14 protein-coding genes are annotated in these 16,532 nt (G+C 70.0%); 4 read left to right on the top strand and 10 right to left on the bottom strand.

Annotated elements, in window-relative coordinates:
* The first annotated feature begins 104 nt into the window (after positions 1–104).
* From ACZ5LB_RS09335 to ACZ5LB_RS09320, 4 genes are read left to right on the top strand one after another with little or no spacing between them, the layout of a single operon-like run.
* On the top strand, positions 105–1,577 hold the full coding sequence (locus ACZ5LB_RS09335) for a tetratricopeptide repeat protein (RefSeq protein WP_464605922.1): 1,473 nt from the start codon (positions 105–107) through the stop codon (positions 1,575–1,577).
* Entirely contained in the window at positions 1,574–3,154 is a 1,581-nt protein-coding gene (locus ACZ5LB_RS09330; protein ID WP_464605921.1) for a PP2C family protein-serine/threonine phosphatase, read from the top strand. Before ACZ5LB_RS09335 ends, ACZ5LB_RS09330 begins: the two co-directional genes overlap by 4 nt.
* 28 nt (positions 3,155–3,182) lie before the next feature.
* Entirely contained in the window at positions 3,183–4,022 is an 840-nt protein-coding gene (locus ACZ5LB_RS09325; RefSeq protein ID WP_464605920.1) for a zinc metalloprotease HtpX, read from the top strand.
* Between the two features lie 11 nt (positions 4,023–4,033).
* Positions 4,034–6,154, top strand: coding sequence for a protein kinase domain-containing protein (locus ACZ5LB_RS09320; RefSeq protein WP_464605919.1), 2,121 nt, complete (start codon positions 4,034–4,036; stop codon positions 6,152–6,154).
* Here ACZ5LB_RS09320 and ACZ5LB_RS09315 read toward each other — a convergent pair.
* The 10 genes from ACZ5LB_RS09315 to ACZ5LB_RS09270 all read right to left on the bottom strand — a co-directional run bounded on the left by ACZ5LB_RS09315 (position 6,141) and on the right by ACZ5LB_RS09270 (position 16,521).
* Positions 6,141–7,409: a PilZ domain-containing protein gene (locus ACZ5LB_RS09315; protein WP_464605918.1), complete on the bottom strand. Its 1,269-nt coding sequence runs from the start codon at positions 7,407–7,409 to the stop codon at positions 6,141–6,143. The genes ACZ5LB_RS09320 and ACZ5LB_RS09315 overlap by 14 nt on opposite strands.
* Positions 7,410–7,470: 61 nt before the next feature.
* Entirely contained in the window at positions 7,471–8,571 is a 1,101-nt protein-coding gene (gene ychF / locus ACZ5LB_RS09310; RefSeq protein WP_464605917.1) for a redox-regulated ATPase YchF, read from the bottom strand.
* Positions 8,572–8,715: 144 nt separating this feature from the next.
* Positions 8,716–9,591, bottom strand: a complete 876-nt coding sequence (locus tag ACZ5LB_RS09305) for an aldose 1-epimerase family protein (protein WP_464605916.1) — start codon at positions 9,589–9,591, stop codon at positions 8,716–8,718.
* Positions 9,592–9,629: 38 nt separating this feature from the next.
* Positions 9,630–10,763 (bottom strand): pyridoxal phosphate-dependent aminotransferase, encoded by a 1,134-nt coding sequence (locus tag ACZ5LB_RS09300; protein ID WP_464605915.1) that lies wholly within the window; start codon positions 10,761–10,763, stop codon positions 9,630–9,632.
* Between the two features lie 72 nt (positions 10,764–10,835).
* Positions 10,836–11,432, bottom strand: a complete 597-nt coding sequence (clpP, locus tag ACZ5LB_RS09295; RefSeq protein WP_306601598.1) for an ATP-dependent Clp endopeptidase proteolytic subunit ClpP — start codon at positions 11,430–11,432, stop codon at positions 10,836–10,838.
* A 62-nt stretch (positions 11,433–11,494) separates the two neighbouring features.
* Complete coding sequence (locus ACZ5LB_RS09290) at positions 11,495–12,502, bottom strand: glycoside hydrolase family 3 N-terminal domain-containing protein (protein ID WP_464605914.1); 1,008 nt, start codon at positions 12,500–12,502, stop codon at positions 11,495–11,497.
* Between the two features lies 1 nt (position 12,503).
* On the bottom strand, positions 12,504–13,397 hold the full coding sequence (locus tag ACZ5LB_RS09285) for a response regulator (RefSeq protein ID WP_464605913.1): 894 nt from the start codon (positions 13,395–13,397) through the stop codon (positions 12,504–12,506).
* A complete protein-coding gene (locus ACZ5LB_RS09280) occupies positions 13,394–14,827 on the bottom strand; it encodes an HD domain-containing phosphohydrolase (protein WP_464605912.1) in 1,434 nt (477 codons plus the stop codon). The genes ACZ5LB_RS09285 and ACZ5LB_RS09280 overlap by 4 nt, the downstream gene beginning before the upstream one ends.
* 32 nt (positions 14,828–14,859) lie before the next feature.
* A complete protein-coding gene (locus tag ACZ5LB_RS09275; RefSeq protein ID WP_464605911.1) occupies positions 14,860–15,420 on the bottom strand; it encodes a DUF4136 domain-containing protein in 561 nt (186 codons plus the stop codon).
* Between the two features lie 18 nt (positions 15,421–15,438).
* Positions 15,439–16,521: a VanZ family protein gene (locus ACZ5LB_RS09270; protein WP_464605910.1), complete on the bottom strand. Its 1,083-nt coding sequence runs from the start codon at positions 16,519–16,521 to the stop codon at positions 15,439–15,441.
* Positions 16,522–16,532 lie beyond the last annotated feature (11 nt).

The raw sequence follows: 16,532 nt of genomic DNA, 5'->3' as shown, positions 1-16,532 counted from the left end.
GAGGCCAGGCAGTGCTCTCAATCGCCAGAAACCTGAAAATCGCTTTGCTGTGCTTCGGGTTCCTCGCCGCCCTTGCCCAGCCGGGGGAACCCTCGGTGGAATCCATGAAGGCCGCCCTGGCGGGCCTGGCCGGCCCGGCGCGCATGGCGGCCCTGCTGGACCTGGCCAACCGCATCGAGACGGCCTCCCCCCAGGAGGCCCTGGTCTTTGCCACCGAGGGGCTCGCCCTGGCCGTCAAGGCGGGTGACCGGGAGAAGGAGGCGGCCTTCCTCACGTCCACCTCCTACTGCGCGGGCCAGTCCGGCGACTTCCCCAAGGCCGTGGACTTCGGCAAGCGGGCCCTGGCCCTGAGCACCCAGCTGGGCAACAAGGACCGCATGGCCAAGGCCCACAACGCCCTGGCCATCACCTACACCTTCATCGGCTCGTACAGCCAGGCCCTGGACGAGGCCATCGAATCCCTTCGCCTGCGGGAGGAGCTGGGCCTGGAGAAGTCCGTGACCCAGTCCCTGAACCTCATCGGGGTCGTCTACCACAACAGCGGCCAGTATGCCCAGGCCATCGAGTACTACGAGCAGATCCTCAAGCGCATCGAGCGCCACCCGGACAACAGGCGGCTCATCCTCACCCGGCTCAACATCGGCTTCTCCCAGTTCAAGCTCGGCAGGCTGGAGGAGGCCCTGCAGAACCACCTGGCCGCCCTCGCCCTTTCCCGGGAGACCCGGGACGACAGCTACCTGGCCTACAACCACCTGAACCTCGGCATGACCTATTCCGAGCTGCGCCGGTTCGACCTGGCCCGGGAGCACCTGCGCCTGGCCCGGGCCCAGTACGGGAAGTTCAACCACCGCCACGGCCTCGTCCAGGTCATGAACGTTACGGCGCGCCTGCACCTGCTCTCGGGCGACTACGCCGGCGGCATCCCCATCGCCCAGGAGGCCGCGGCGCTCGCCACCGTGCTCAACGCCCGGGACGAGCTCAAGCGGAGCTACGAGCTCATCTCCGAACTGCACGAGAAGATGGGCCGGACCGCCGAGGCCCTGCGCGCCTTCAAGCGCGCCATGGAGATCAAGGACTCCATCTACACGATCCAGGAGAGCAACAAGATCGCCGAATCCACCATGAAGATCGTGACGATCAAGAAGGACAACGAGATCGAGGCGCTCAAGCGCGAACGGGTGATCTCCGCGCTCCAGCTCCAGCGCAACCGGTACTCCCTGGCCGCCCTGGTGATGAGCCTGGGCGCCCTGGCCACCGTCGTCATCGCCATGGCCATCTACAGCAAGAACATGCGCCGGAACCGCAGGACGCTGCAGGCGTCCAACGCCGAGCTGGCCAAGATGAACGTCGAGCTCCAGGACCGGATGACCGAGATCAAGACCCTCAGCGGCCTGCTTCCCATCTGCGCCCAGTGCAAGAAGATCCGCAACGACCAGGGCTACTGGACCCAGCTGGAGAGCTACGTCGCCGAACACACCTCGGCCACCTTCTCCCATGGCATCTGCCCCAACTGCGCCGAGGACCTCTACCCCGAGGCCATGGACCGCATGCGCAAGAGGACCGAGACCTGCCCATGAACGACCCGTCCGGCATCCCCCCCTTCGAGCGCCTGCGGGAGCTGTGCACGCGCATCCCAGAGGGCACCCAGGAGCTGCTGCCCGTCATCGACTTCCTGGAGACCTTTCCCGCCCAGGCCACCGAGGAGGCCCTGATCCACCTGGTGGGGGTGACCGCGCTGGGCATCGCCAAGGCCTCCCAGGGGGGCATCTGGAACGGGACCCGGTGGATCTTCCTGCGGGGCAACGCCTCGCCGTTCCCCACGCACCCGGGCCCGGGCTGGACCAGCCTCCCCTGGGCCTACGGGGACGAACCCTACGGCCACCTGGTGGTGCGCACCCCGGCGGCGCCCGCGGCCCTCACCCTGCTGCTGTCCATCTCGGCGCCCCTCCTGGCGTGGCGGCGCCTGGAGGCCAACCGCAGCGACCAGAACCGGGCCCTGGCCCTGCAGCTGTCCCGCCTGAACACCCTGTTCGATCTCACCCGCAACCTGGGCGAGGTGGAGACCCGCACCGAGCTCATCCGCCTCATGGCCAACACCCTGGCCGGGGAGTTCCACATCCAGCGCCTCCTGGTGGTGGGGGCCGACGGCACGGTGCTCCACAGCCGGGGCCTGGGCCAGCTGCCCGCGGTCCTGGAGGGCGAGAGCATCAACGGCATCGTGGAGGAGAAGGGCCTGGTGCACGCGGTGGAGCTGCGCGACACGGACCACAGCCACGGCTTCGCCTACGCCGCCGAGCCCGCGCAAGGCAAGCTCAACGACGACGACGAGCTGTTCTTCCAGACGCTCCTGAACATCACCTCCACCCAGCTGGGCAGCCTGGAATTGCGGGAGACGCGGATCCAGGCCATGAAGCTGGAGAAGGACCTGGAACTGGCCCGCAACATCCAGCGCCGCATCCTCCCCAAGCGCCTGCCCGAGCCCGAGGGCTGGCAGTGCGCCGCGGCCAACCTGCCCTACCAGGCGGTGGGCGGCGACCTGTACGACCTCTGGATGGCCTCGGACCTGGACCGCAGCCCCCGCCTGCACCTGGCCCTGGCCGACATTTCCGGCAAGGGCCTGCCGGCCTCGCTGATGATGACCCAGCTCTCGGCCTTCCTGCGGGCCATGGCCGACCGCCGCGTGGCGGACTGGGGCGCCCTGGCGCTGCGCCTGAACGAGCGCATGAACGAGGTGCGGGACCGGAACCGCTTCGCCACCCTCTTCATGGGCAGCCTCAACCCCGCCACCGGCGACCTGCGGTACGTGAACGCCGGGCACAACCCGCCCCTGCTGGTGCCCGGGGACGGACGCCCCCTGGAGCACCTGCAGCCCACCGGCCCCATGGTGGGCCTCCTCCCCGGGGCGGTGTTCCGGGAAGGGCGGGCCCAGATGCATCCCGGGGATGCGCTGGTCATCTTCACCGACGGCGTTTCCGAAGCCGAGAACCTGGCCGGGGAGGACCTGGGCGAGGGACCCCTGGTGGAAACGGTCCTGGAGAGCCCCGGCGCCAGCGCCGACGACCTCTTCGAGCGGCTCCTCACCCGGACCTTCAAGCACCTGGACGGGGCGGGGTTCAAGGACGACGTCACGCTGGTGGTGATCAAGCGCCTGTGAGGCATAATGTGGGCACGGGGAGTGGCGCATGAATAGCGTTAAAACATTCATACTCATCATGGTCATGACGGGCATCCTGGTGTGGGCCGGCGGCCTCCTCTACGGGGACATGGGGATCGTGCTGGCCCTGGGCTTCGCCATCCTCATGAACGGCGTCAGCTACTTCTTCTCCGACAAGATCGTCCTGGCCGCCTACCGCGCCCAGATCGTCGGGCCCGGCGACGCGCCCGAGCTGTACGCCATCGTCGCCAACCTCGCCCAGCGGGCCGGCCTGCCCATGCCCCGGGTGGCCATCATCCCCGACGAGACCCCCAACGCCTTCGCCACCGGACGCAACCCGGACCACGCGGTGGTGGCCGTCACCGAGGGCATCCTCCGGGCCCTTTCCCGTCCCGAGTTGGAGGGCGTCATCGCCCACGAGCTGGGCCACGTCAAGCACCGGGACATCCTCATCGGCAGCCTCGCCGCCGTGCTGGCCCAGGCCATCATGCTCCTGAGTCGCATGGCCTTCTGGTTCTCGCCCCGCCGCGACGACGAATCCGGCAGCCCCCTGGTGGCCATCCTGGTGATGATCCTGGGTCCCGTGGCCGCCCTCCTCCTGCAGATGGCCGTGAGCCGGTCCCGGGAGTACGAGGCCGACGACTATGCCGCCCACATCACGGGGCGCCCCGACCAGCTGGCCTCGGCCCTGGGGCGGCTGTCCGCGTACAACCAGCAGGTGCCCATGCGGGACGCCCAGCCCGCCACGGCGCACATGATGATCGTCAATCCCCTGCGGGGGGGCGGGATCCTGTCCCTGTTCTCCACCCACCCGCCCATGGAGAAGCGCATCGAACGGCTCAACGCCATGGCGATCCAGATGAGGTAGGCTTGGGGCCCATGCGCGAGCGGATCGGGAAGTTCGAGGTCGTCCGGATGATCGGGCACGGCTCGATGGGCGAGGTCTACCTCGCCAAGGATCCGCTCCTGGACCGCGAGGTGGCCATCAAGACGATCCGCCTGAACGCGAGCTTCGCCCCGGAGGCCAACGCGCGCTTCGAGCGGGAGGCCCGCAGCGCCGGGTCCCTCAACCACCCCAACATCGTGACGGTCTTCGAGTTCGGCGAGGACGAAGGCACCCACTACCTGGTCATGGAGTACGTGGACGGCGAGGACCTGGGGGTGGCCATGCGCTCGGGGGCCCACACCCGCGAGGACCTGCTCGAGCTGCTGGCCCAGGCCTGCGACGGCCTGGCCTTCGCCCACGAGCACGGCATCATCCACCGCGACATCAAGCCCGGCAACATCCTGGTGAGCCGCCGGGGCAGGAAGGCCCAGGCCAAGCTCATGGATTTCGGCGTGGCCGCGGTGGAGCAGTCCGAGCTCACCCAGAAGGGCAACTGGATGGGCACCGCCAACTACATGGCCCCCGAGTACCTGGACACCGGCAAGGCCCAGCCCGCCTCGGACGTCTTCGCCATGGGCGTGGTGCTCTACGAGATCCTCACCGGCGGGCGCAAGCCGTTCGCGGGCGAGACGCCCGCCTCCATCCTGGGCCGGCCCCCGGTGCCCTTCACGCCCGAGGAACGGGCCGCCCTGAACCCCGCGCTCCTGGCGCTGGCGGAACGGGCCCTGGCCAAGGACCCAGCCGAGCGCATCCCTTCGGCCGAAGCCCTGGCCGAGGCCATCCGGGAGGCCGGTGCGGCCCCGAGGCCCGCCGAGGCCCCCGGCGTGCGCACCCTGACCGTGGGCAAGGGCGGGAAGGCGCAGTGCATGAGCCTGCGCGTGGCCCTGCGCCAGGCCGAACCCGGCACGCGCATCGCCATCCTGCCCGGGCTGTACCGGGAGTCCCTGGTGGTGGAGAAGGACGTGACGCTCGTGGGCCAGGGGGAGGCCGGGGAGGTGGTGATCGAAAGTCCGGCGGGCCCCTGCCTGGCCCTGAACGCCGCCGACGTCCGGCTTGCGGGGCTCACCCTGCGCAGCGCGGACGCCGAGGCGGCGCTCCTGGCGCTGCGGGGCCGGATCGTGGTGGAGGGCTGCGGCTTCGAGGTGGCCGGGGGTCCCGCCATCCGGGTTTCGGGCGATTCGGCGGACCCGTCCTTCCTGGACTGCGGCATCCGCGGTGCGGGCCCCGTGGCCGTCCAGGCCGACGCCGACTCCCGGGCGCGCCTGGAGGGGTGCACCGTGGCCGGGGAGTTCATGGCCGCCGTGCGCGCCTCGGGCGGCGCGCGGGTCCAGCTCAACCGCTGCACCCTCACCGCCGCGCCGGGGGTGGGTGTCCACCTCCTGCCCGGCGCCCAGGCCATCCTGGAGGACTGCCTGGTCTCGGGGCAGGCCGCCGGCGGCGTGGAGATCGAGGCCGAGGCCCGGGCGGAGCTGCGGCGCTGCCGCATCCTGGCCTCGGGCTCCATCGGCGTGCTGGCCATGGAAGGGGGCCAGGCCACCCTGGACGACTGCGAAGTGTCCGGCCACGCCCTGGGCGCCGTGCACGGCGCCGACGGCGCCTCCATCGCCCTCCGGCGGTGCCGCCTCCACGGCAACCCGGGCCTGGGCGGCTCCGTGGCGGACCAGGGCCTGCTCGCCATGGAGGCGTGCGAACTCTCCGGCAACCAGGAGCCCGCCGTCCTGGCCCACAACGGCGCCACCGCGCAGCTGAAGGGCTGCCGGATCTTCGACGGGAAGTCCTTCGGCGTGGTGTGCTCCTGGCGGGGCCGCGGCGTGCTGGAGGGCTGCGAGATCTACGGCAACGCCGGCACCGGCGCCAAGGTGGAGCCCGGCGGCAGCCTCCTGCTGGTGCGCTGCGACCTGCGGGACGGCAAGGACACCGGCATCCTCCTCCTGGAGGACGCCGAGGTGACCCTGGAGGAATGCGTCGTGCACCGCAACGCCCGGGGGGGCATCCTCCTGGCCAAGGATGCCGCCGACCCGATCCTGCGGGGCGGAAACCGCCTGCAGGATGACCTCATCCGCACCACCTCCACCGGCGAGGCGGTCAAGGTCGCGCCGGTCAGGAAGGCATAGCCCTTTCCAGCATCGCGTCCAGGGTCGCCAGGGACTCCTCCCCCACCTCCGTCGACACGAAGCGGGTGAGGTCGGCCTGGGCCAGGAACAGGGTGGGGTCCACGGCGTCGCAGAGGATGGCGACGGGGACGTTCCCCAGGTCCGCGACGCCGGCCTCGATGGAGCGCACGGCCTCCAGGGGCTCGGCGTCCCCGGCCCGGGCGGCGGCGAGGTCCACGATGCAGAGGCGGGGCGGGTGGCGCCGGGGTTCGGCGGCGAGCCGGGCGGCGAGCTCGTCCACTGAGGCGGCGACCTGGAGGCGGTGGAAGCCCGCGTCGCGAAGGCGGCGTTCCACGTCGGCGCGCCCGGGGCCCTCGGCCATGACCAGGCCCACGGTGGAGGTGCGCCGCCGCAGGCGGCGCAGGATCTCGCCCGCGGCGGCGGGTGCGTCGGGGACGGGCTCCACGCCGGGCTGAAGGGGACGGCTGTCGGGGCGCATGGCCACGGCGGCCCCTTCGGGACGGGGGCCGGAGCCCCGCTGGAGGCGGTCGCGGATGTCCAGGGCGGACTGGATGGCGGCTTCCTCTTCGGGGGACAGGGATGTGAAGGCCAGCCCCAGGATCACCTCGTTGCCGCGCTCGGTGGCGTGGGTGGAGATGCCGCGGGCCTCCAGCAGGTGGATGCGGGGGAGGTCCTGCACCCGGATCCGGGGGAATCCCTTGCCCCGGTCGAAGAGGGCGGTGGAGGGCGGGATGCGCACCCCCGTGTCGAGGCGGATGACCCGGTCCACCCGCAGGGCCAGGCCGCCCAGGCTGATGTTCACCAGGGGCCCGGCCACCCCCAGGCCCGGCACGCCGGAGTCCTGGAGGATCACGTAGGCGCTCTCCCGGGGCCGGAAGGGGTAGCGCTTGTGCACCCGCCGGTCCGAGAGGATGAGGTAATCAGGCCGCTCGAAGCGGTACTGGAGGTAGCCTTCGCGGCCCTGGAACGTGACGAATCCCTCGTACCGCTGCTCCCCCGAGGCGCACAGGAAGTGGAAGACGGCCCCCACCAGGAGCTCGTGGGGCAGGGGCCGTCCCAGCTTCAGGACGATGGCGCCCTCGTCCCAGTGGAGGCTCCGGATGGTGCTGAAATAGGGCAGGGTGCTGGTTCCTTCCACCTTGATGGGGAACTCCGCCTCCAGGTCGAACATCTGCTGGAAGATGTCCCGGAGGACGGCGGGATCCTCGATGCGGGTGCCTGGATCTGCGGGTTTGCCTGCCTTGAGCTTTGCCATCGCCTTTTCAGCCTGTCGCCACGCCACCGGTTCGGGAAGGTCCTGGAATCCAGTATGTCCTTCAGACGTTGAAAAGGAAGTGCATTACATCGCCATCCTTGACGACGTATTCCTTCCCTTCGGACCGCATGCGGCCCATCTCCTTGGCGCCCTGCTCGCCCTTGTGGGCGATGAAATCGTCGAAGGCGATGACCTGGGCCCGGATGAAGCCCTTCTCGAAGTCCGTGTGGATGACCCCGGCGGCCTGGGGGGCGGTGGCCCCGATGGCGATGGTCCAGGCCCGCACCTCCTTGACCCCGGCCGTGAAGTAGGTCTGGAGGTTGAGCAGGCGGAAGGAGGCCTGGATGAGCCGGTTGAGGCCCGGTTCCGACAGCCCGGCCTCCTCCAGGAAGAGCGGGCGCTCCTCCGGGGCCAGCTCCTGGATCTCGGCCTCCAGCTTGGAGCAGATGGGGATCACGGGGCAGCCTCGCTGGGCCGCGGCGGCCACCAGGGCGGTGTAGTGGGGGTTGCCCTCGGGGGCCGGGATGTCGGCCTCGGAGATGTTGCCCACCAGGAGCATGGGCTTGAGGGTGATGAACCCGAAGGACTTCACCAGGGCGAGTTCCCCCCGGTCCAGTTCGGCGGCGGTGGCCCATTCCCCGCGGTCCAGCACGGCGTACACCTTTTCCAGGACCGCCACCAGCTGCTGGGATTCCTTGTTGCCGCTCTTGGCGATCTTCCGGTGGCGTTCCAGGGCCTTCTCGGCGCCGTCCAGGTCCTTGACGATCAGCTCGGTGTCGATGATGGACAGGTCCCGCGCGGGGTCCACGCCGCCCTCCACGTGGGTGACGTCCCCGTCCTCGAAGCAGCGCACCACCTGCACGATGGCGTCGGTCTCGCGGATGTTGGCCAGGAAGGCGTTCCCGAGCCCTTCGCCCTTGCTGGCGCCCCGCACGAGCCCGGCGATGTCCACGAACTCCTGGGAGGCGGGGAGCACCCGCTGGGGGATGACGATTTCCGCGAGCCGGTCCAGGCGGGAGTCCGGCACATCCACGACCCCCGTGTTGGGTTCGATGGTGCAGAAGGGATAATTGGCCGAAGCGGCCCCGGCCCGGGTCAAAGCGTTGAAAAGGGTGGACTTGCCTACGTTGGGAAGGCCCACGATTCCGCACTGCACTGCCATTCGGTCTCCTTGTACTAAGCCTCTGATGAAGGTTTCCCCTGGCCGATGGCTCGTGTTCCGGCATAAGGGGCCGTAAGGGAATGCCGGTCATGGGAATGGAGATTCCCTAACGGCCCCTAATCCTCCAGTGTCCCAGGCCTTTGCTCAGCCGGGAAGGATTCGTACGGTGTAGGCCGATGTGGTGGTGGCCCCGGCCCCCACCTGGAAGACCCCGGGCTTCTCGTGGAACTCCCCGTCGAAGGCCGCGGGGCTGGCAAAGCCGCGCCAGGGCTCGATGCACACGAACCCCGCCCCCGGCCGCGTCCAGATGCCCAGCTGGGGGAAGCCCTCCCAGCTGACCTCCACCACCGGGGCGCCCGGGGCGGAGTACCGGAGGTGGCGGCTCTCCACCGGGTTGAAGATGAGGGCGTCCTCCTGGAAGATCTCGTCCCGCAGGGCGAGCTCCCGGTTGCGCAGGGGGCTGGGCTGGTTGCCGGCGCCCAGGAGGCCCCGGCCGTCCAGCACGGGCAGGAAGGCCATCTCGGGCTTCTCGAAGACCATGCGGTGGGCTTCCCGGGGGATGTCGGGGTGCAGGGGCCAGCGGAAGGCGGGGTGGGCCCCGAGGCTGGCGAAGAGGGCGCTGCCGCCCGGGTTGTGCAGGTCGTACTGGACGCGCAGGTGGTTGCCGTCGATGCGGAAGGTGACGCAGAGCTCGAAGGGGAAGGGATAGGCGGCCCGGGTGGCCTCGTCATCCACCAGGCGCAGGGTCACGGAATGGGCCGTGAGGCGCTTGAGGGACCATTCCCGGTCCCGGGCGAAGCCGTGCCGGCCCAGGGTGTGGGCCTTGCCCCGGTGCAGGAGCCGGTCGCCCTTGAGGGCGCCCACGATGGGAAAGAGGTTGGGAGCCTGCCGTGGCCAGACGGCGGGGTCGCCGTCCCACAGGAGGTCCAGCCCGGCCGCGGTCTGGAGCCGGCAGAGCTCGGCGCCAGCCGTGCGCACCGATGCGCGCAGCAGGTCGCCGGCGATGTGGTAGGTGCCCAAGGAGGCCTCCCGATCGGACATCATAGGCCCGGAGGCCCCTAACGGCAACCGCAGCCCGCGTTGTCCAGCACGGGCGTGGCCGCCGCCCAGAAGGCCCGCATCTCCTCGGGCTTGCCCAGGGTCACCCGCACGTGGTTGGGCAGGTCGTAGCCATGCATGGGACGTACGATCACGCCGGCCTTGAGGAGGTCCTTGAACAGCTCGGGGGCGGGCAGGGCGCTCTCCAGGAGGATGAAGTTGCCGGCGACGCCCGAGACCTGGCATTTGTGGTTGGCGGCCTCGGCCATGAAGGCCTGGCGGGCTTCGGCGTTGCGGGCCCGGGAGAAGGCCTCGAAGGTGTAGTCCTCCACCGCGGTTTCCGCGGCCACCTGGGCCAGCATGTTCGTGTTGAAGGGGCTGCGCACGCGCTCCAGGAGGGCGATGAGCTTGAGGTGGCCCACCGCGTAGCCGATGCGCAGGGCCGCGAGGGAGTGGATCTTGCTGAAGGTGTGCAGCACGAGCAGGTTGCTGCGCTCGTCCAGGAACGTCGCGGCGTCGGGGTAGGTCTCGGGGTCCTCGTACTCGGCGTAGGCCTGGTCGACGATGAGCAGGATGTCGTCCCGGAGCTCGCGCACCAGGCGCGCCAGGCCCTCCCGCTCCAGCATGACGCCGGTGGGGTTGTTGGGGTTGCCCAGGTAGACGATGCGCGTGTCCAGCTGCACCGCGCCCAGGATCGCGTCCACGTCGATGGCGGTGGGGCTGGAGGGGCACTCGATGAAGCGGCCCCCCGCGGTGCGGGTGGCGATGCCGTAGATGGCGAAGGAATGCCGCGGGGCCACGCCGCTGCCGCCGCCCAGGAGCGCGGCCTTGGCGGCCATCTCGATGATCTCCGAGCTGCCGTTGCCCAGCATGATCTGGCCCAGGTTGAAACCCCGCCGCCGGGCGATGGCCGAGCGCAGGTAGAACCCGTCCGAGACCGGGTAGAGGCCCAGGCCCTCGTCCTGGCTGCCGGTGGCGGCCTTGATGACCCGGGCCTTCACGGCCTCGCTGGGGCCCCAGGGGTTCTCGTTGCTGGCGAGCTTGACGATGGATTCCAGCCCAAGCTCCCGCTGCACCTCCTGGATGGGCTTTCCGGGAACGTACAGGGGGATCTGGCGGAGTTGTTCGAAGGCATGGTTGGATAGCAGCGTCATGGGGTGATCCTGTGGAGTAACCACTACCATGCCCCTACCCCTGCGCGTAATGCGTCACAACCCGGAAGTTTTTCAGGCGGGCCGCTCCGAAAGGACCCGGTCGATGAGGCCGTAGTCCTGGGCCTCGTCCGCGCTCATGAAATAGTCGCGATCCATGTCCTTCATGACCTTCTTGAGATTCTGGCCGGTGTGCTTGGCCAGGGCGGCGGCGAGGTTGTCCTTCAGGCGCTGGATCTCCTTGAAGGTGATCTCGATGTCCGAAGCCTGCCCCTGGGCGCCGCCGGAGGGCTGGTGGATCATGATGCGGGCGCTGGGCAGGGCGAAGCGCTTGCCCTTGGTGCCGGCGGCCAGGAGGTGGGCCCCCATGGAGGCGGCCTGGCCGATGCAGTAGGTGACGATGTCGTTCTTCACGAACTGCATGGTGTCGTAGATGGCCAGCCCGGCCGTGACGCTGCCGCCGGGGCTGTTGATGTAGATCTGGATGTCCTTGTCCGGGTCCTCGCTCTCCAGGAAGAGCATCTGGGCCACCACCGCGTTGGCGACGGAATCGTCGATGGCGGTGCCCAGGAAGATGATGTTGTCCTTGAGCAGGCGGGAATAGATGTCGTAGCTCCGCTCGCCCCGGGGGGTCTCCTCGATGACGATGGGCGGATAGTAGGCGCGTTCCATGGGTGCTCCTTGGGGCTTAGGATACTTGCGTTGCGGACGGGGTGGGTAGTCTTATTGACAATTTATACTTCCGCTTCCTCCCGTACCTCGTCCACCCAGGTCCTCCAGGCCTCGGGCTGGAAGGGGCCCGCATGGCAGCGCAACTGCCGGCGCAGGCTCCGGAACCGGGCCGCGGCGGGGGCCCAGAGGGCCTCGGGCATGCGGGAGGCGGCCTCGGCGCAGGCCAGGGAGCCTTCGGGGGTCTGGCACACCAGGAGGGCTTCGTGGCCGGCCATGAGTCCGTGCCGCACCTTGTCCTCCCAATTCCACCCCCCGGCGCCGCCCATTTCCAGGTCGTCGGGGATCCACCTCGCCTTGATCCCCCAGGGATTGCCGGCCACGCACCGGTCGCTGAGGCTCGCGGGCAGGCCCTCGCTCCGGGGCACCTTGAGGTGGGCCACCATCATCAGGCGCTCGGCGTGGGCCAGGACCCGGAAGGGCGCCAGGTTGGCTTCGACCCGGACGGGATCGGTGAGCTCGGGCAGGCCCACGTGGCTGTCCAGGCGGGTGCCGCCCAGGCCGGGGAAATGCTTGAGGCAGCCCCGGACGCCCTCGGCCTCCAGGCCCTCCAGGAAGGCGCCGGCGGCGGCGGCGGTCTCCCGTGGATCGGCGCTGGCGCAGCGCCCGCCCAGGGCAGAATCCGGGGCCGGGTCGAAGAGGTCGGCCACCGGCGCGAAGTCCACGTTGAAGCCCAGCATGCGCAGGCCGCGGCCCCACAGGGTCCCCCACCGGCGGCAGCCCGGGGCGCCTCCGGCCTGGAAGACCGCCCGCAGGCCGGGGGTGAGTCCCACCCACTCCCGCAGCCGGCTCACGGCCCCGCCCTCCTGGTCCACGGCCACGGCCAGGGGGCCCCAGCGCTCCTGGAGGGCGGTGATGAGGGCGTGGCAACGGGCGGGGCCCGCCACGGGATCCGGGTCGAGGTTGCGGGCGAAGAGCACCACGCCCCCGGGCTGGAATCCCGGCTGCACCTGGGCGGCGTCCAGGCCCGTGAAGCCGGTCCACAGCAGGCGGTGGGCGGGGGACCGTTCCACCTCAGCGCGTCCGGGCGGCTTCCACCTGGACGCGGACGCGGTGGAGGCCGTGCAGGGCCGCCTCCAATTGGCGGCGCCAGAGCAGGAAGGCCGGGGCCTCGGGGTGGAAGGAGCTCCGTTCCTCGAAGCCCAGGAAAAGCGCGCCGAGAAGGATGCCGTTGGCCCGCAGGGGGATGAGGTGCCCTTCGGGGTACCCGCCCTCCCAGGCGCATTCGCCGCCCTCCCCCAGCCGCGAGGGCGTGGGCAGGCCCTGGGTGCGCGGTTCGCGCGGGCCGTCCGCGGAAAGGAGGTCCCAGGCGTCGTGGCGGGCGGGCAGGAGGGCCATGTGGCCCTCGGGATGCCAGCGATCCTGGAGGTGGGCCAGGAAGGCCTGGAGGATGGGGGCCTCGTCGGCCTCGGCCTGGGCGGCCAGGAGAAGGACGTTGAGCCGCTCCATCTCCTCGACCAGTTCGATGTTCTCCCGCACCCGCGCCAGCACGCGGCCTTCCAGGTCCCGCTGGTAGTCCTGGAGCTGGCCCACCACCACCGCGTGGTCCAGGGCCCGGTCCAGCACCGCCTCGATCTCGGCCAGGCGGAAGGGCTTCTTCACGAAGTCGTAGGCCCCGAACTTCACCGCCTGGATGGCGGTCTCCAGGGAGGCGTAGCCGGTGATGACCACGCAGAGGGTGCGGGGGTCGCGGGCGTGCACCGCGGAGATGAGGTCGAAGCCCGTGGGGCCGCCGGGCATGTTGAGGTCCGTGAGCACCACGGGGTAGTGCCTGCGGGCGAGGATCGCTAGGGCCGAATGGGCGTCGGGGGCGTCGTCCACCAGGTAGCCGTCGTGGGTGAGGGCGTCCTTCAGGAAGGTCCTGAGATCCTCCTCGTCGTCCACCAGAAGGATCGGGTCGCGGATCATGCCCGCTCCGGTTCGGCCTTGATCTGGGTCATGGTCAGGTCGTAGATCCGGGCCTCCAGGAAGATGTCCAGGGCGTCCCCGTCCAGCAGGCCCGCCTTGGCCTCGTCCTCGAGGATCTCCAGGCTCCGGGGCACGGTGACGGCGACCTTGTAGGGGCGGTCCGCGGCCACCAGGGCGTCGTACACGTCGCAGATGGCCATGAGCTTGGACTGCGGGGGTATGGCGTCGCCCTTGAGGGCGCGGGGGTAGCCCATGCCGTTGAGCCGCTCGTGGTGGGCGTAGGCGATGCCGGGCACGTCGGCCAGGGTGCCGGTCCAGGGGATCTGCTTGAGGAACCGGTAGGTCTTGTCCACGTGGCTGTTGATCTCGTCGCGCTCGGCCTTGGAGAGGCTGCCCCGGGGGATCCGCAGGGCCGCGATGTCCGTGGGCTCGAGCACCTTGGCCGTGGCGCCCTCCCAGTGGCCGAAGGTGAGGTCCTCCAGTTCGTCCATGGAGTCCACCACCTCCTGGGTGAGGAGCTTGGGCTCGTTGCAGCGCAGCACCAGGTCCGCGAGGCGCTGGCTCTCGGCGCGGTGCGCGGCCATGAGCACCTCGAAGCACCCCTCGTCGAAGGCCTCGCTGCGCTTCCAGGCCTCCTGGAGGCGCCGGGCGACGGATTCCAGGTCCCGCTGGTACAGGCGCTGAAGGATGCGCTCCAGGCGCTCGGGTTCGAGCTTGCGGGCCTTGACCAGCACCTGCTCGCGCACGCCCACCTTGCCGAAGTCGTGCAGGAGGCTCGCGTAGCGGAGCTCCTTCACCTGGTTCTCGTTGAAGTGCAGGGGGCCGTAGGCCCCCGACGGCGTGCGGTTCACGGCCTCGGCCAGGCCCACGGTGAGGGTGGCCACGCGGTTGGAGTGGCCGGAGGTGGAGGGGTCCCGCGACTCGATGGCGAACACGGCCGCCTGGACGAACCCCGCGAAGAGCTTCTCGATGTCGTCCTTGAGCTTCACCACCTCGCGGGTCCGCTCGGCCACCCGCTCTTCCAGCCCGGACTGGTAGGCCTCGTTCTGGCGCAGGGCCTTGTAGTGGTTCAGGGCCCGCTGGAGGCTGGCGTCCAGCTCGGCCAGCTTGAAGGGCTTCTGGATGAAGTCGTAGGCGCCGTTCTTGAGGGCCTGGATGGCGCTGTCCGTGGTGGCGTAGCCCGTCATGAGGATGCAGAACGTCTTGGGATCGATCTCCTGGATGGCCTGCAGCAGGTCCAGGCCCGAGAGCCCTCCGGGCATGTTCAGGTCCGTGAAGATGATGGCGAAATGGCGGTTGCGGGCCATGTCCAGGGCGACCTCGGCGGTCTCCGCGCCTTCGCACTGGTAGCCCATGCTTTCCAGCGCCTCCACTAGAAGCGTCCGGAAGTCCGACTCGTCGTCCACGATCAGGATGTTATAGGTGTCCATAGGGGTCCTGGACACCTATCCTACCCGAAGCTTCATTTCCGGGGGGGAGGGAAGCGGGAAAGCATGGTGGCCACCGCCTGGGACACCTGCTGCTCGGCATCCTCGGGGTCCGTGAGGCCCGTGAGGGCGCCCTCGGCCACGGCCTGCCAGATGAGCTGGTTGGTCTTGTTGTCCACGATCTCCAGGATGATGCTGCCCTCCCGGTAGCTCCGGGCCTCGGTGAACTGGGTGCCCACGCCGTAGCCCCAGGGTCGCCAGTAGCCGAAGTGGGAGCCCACGGTCGTGGTGGTGTACACCGTGCCCTGGCGGTAGGCCGGGTAGTAGGTGACCAGCACGTCCGGTTCGGCCGAGCGCTCCACCTTCAGGCCCTTGGCCGCCAGTTCCCGCTCCACGGCGGCGCGCACCCGGCGGTCCATGATGGGGTTTTTCACCCCGTCGGACTTGCCCTGGGCCTTCTTGCTGGCGGCGTACCAGTCCCAGGTCTTGTAGGAGGCGTAGGAGGCGTGGGAGTCGTAGTCGTACCGGATCGAGTAGGGGGTGCACCCGGCCAGGACGGCCAGGGTCAGGGGGAACAGGGCGCTTTTCAGGTTCATGGGGACCTCCGGACTGGACTATAGATGCGCCTTGGGAGTCAGAGGTTTAAGGTTTCCCTGATCCCAGATCATGAAATTACCATCATGCGCCCAGGGCAGGGCGGTGCCGTTGCCCTCCACCTCGTGGGTGTGGAAGTGCCCGGTGATGAAGGTTTGGGTGGGGTGGGCGGCTGCCGCGGCCCGGAAGGCCTCCCGGGGGAAGGCCAGCTTGTAGGCGCGGTTCGTGGTGCGCATGGCCCGTTCGAGGCGGGCGGCCAGGGACCGGGCCGCGGAACGGGGCAGTGCCCGGGCCACCAGCCACATGACGCCGCTGCGGGAGAGGAGGTTCCAGAGGCGGTACCGCCCGTCGGCGGCGTTGATGAGGTCCCCGTGTTCCCAGGCCAGCGCCTCCCCGGGCAGGCCGCCGCCGATGCCCTCGCCCATGAGGTCGAAACGCCCGGAAAGCCCGTCCAGGAAATACTCCCGGTTGCCCAGCCAGAGCCCCACCCAGCGGCCCTGCCGGCGCCGCTCGTCCACCCAGGCCAGGAAGGCCTCCTGCTGGGGGGATTCCATGCCCGGGATGCCCACCCACACGTCGAAGATGTCGCCCAGGAAGAGCCAGTCGGCCTCCGGATGGGCGGCGGCGGCCTCCCGCAGGCCGGTGAGCTCCTCGCCCCAGTGGGGGTCGGCCACCAGGATCAGGGGCACGCGGGGGTCGGGCCGGCGCGGCTCGCCCCGGACCCAGCCCAGGGAAGCCATCCAGCGGCGCCACAGGAGGGGCAGGCACGAGACGCCCAGGCCCAGCACCGTGCCGGCGGAATCGGCCGCCCAGTCCAGGACCGAGACGTCCCGTCCCGGCACGAAGAGCTGGTGGATCTCGTCCGACAGGCCGTAGGCCGAGGCCGCCAGGAAGATGGCCAGGTGGCGCCGGTAGGTGGGGACGCTCCGCCAGGTGTGGCGGGCCGCCACCTCCAGGGAGAAGGCCAGCGCCGCGAACTCGAGGGCGTGGGCGCACCAGTCCAGGGGGTGGCCCAGGGAGACGGGCAGGGAGCTCTGGCCGCTGAGCCAGAAGGTGTTGATGGCCAGGGCCAGGGGAAGAAGCCAGATCCAGACGCGCCGCATGGCTCAATCCT

The organism is Mesoterricola sp. MK458, from assembly GCF_055384935.1.
This window is presented reverse-complemented; position numbering and strand designations above follow the sequence as displayed.

What these genes read in the sequence shown, in the direction of transcription:
- ACZ5LB_RS09335 (WP_464605922.1), top strand. Translation starts at nt 105, where the DNA reads ATGAAGGCCGCCCTGGCGGGCCTGGCCGGCCCGGCGCGCATGGCGGCC.
- ACZ5LB_RS09330 (WP_464605921.1), top strand. Translation starts at nt 1,574, where the DNA reads ATGAACGACCCGTCCGGCATCCCCCCCTTCGAGCGCCTGCGGGAGCTG.
- ACZ5LB_RS09325 (WP_464605920.1), top strand. Translation starts at nt 3,183, where the DNA reads ATGAATAGCGTTAAAACATTCATACTCATCATGGTCATGACGGGCATC.
- ACZ5LB_RS09320 (WP_464605919.1), top strand. Translation starts at nt 4,034, where the DNA reads ATGCGCGAGCGGATCGGGAAGTTCGAGGTCGTCCGGATGATCGGGCAC.
- ACZ5LB_RS09315 (WP_464605918.1), bottom strand. Translation starts at nt 7,409, where the DNA reads ATGGCAAAGCTCAAGGCAGGCAAACCCGCAGATCCAGGCACCCGCATC.
- ychF (WP_464605917.1), bottom strand. Translation starts at nt 8,571, where the DNA reads ATGGCAGTGCAGTGCGGAATCGTGGGCCTTCCCAACGTAGGCAAGTCC.
- ACZ5LB_RS09300 (WP_464605915.1), bottom strand. Translation starts at nt 10,763, where the DNA reads ATGACGCTGCTATCCAACCATGCCTTCGAACAACTCCGCCAGATCCCC.
- clpP (WP_306601598.1), bottom strand. Translation starts at nt 11,432, where the DNA reads ATGGAACGCGCCTACTATCCGCCCATCGTCATCGAGGAGACCCCCCGG.
- ACZ5LB_RS09285 (WP_464605913.1), bottom strand. Translation starts at nt 13,397, where the DNA reads ATGATCCGCGACCCGATCCTTCTGGTGGACGACGAGGAGGATCTCAGG.
- ACZ5LB_RS09280 (WP_464605912.1), bottom strand. Translation starts at nt 14,827, where the DNA reads ATGGACACCTATAACATCCTGATCGTGGACGACGAGTCGGACTTCCGG.
- ACZ5LB_RS09275 (WP_464605911.1), bottom strand. Translation starts at nt 15,420, where the DNA reads ATGAACCTGAAAAGCGCCCTGTTCCCCCTGACCCTGGCCGTCCTGGCC.
- ACZ5LB_RS09270 (WP_464605910.1), bottom strand. Translation starts at nt 16,521, where the DNA reads ATGCGGCGCGTCTGGATCTGGCTTCTTCCCCTGGCCCTGGCCATCAAC.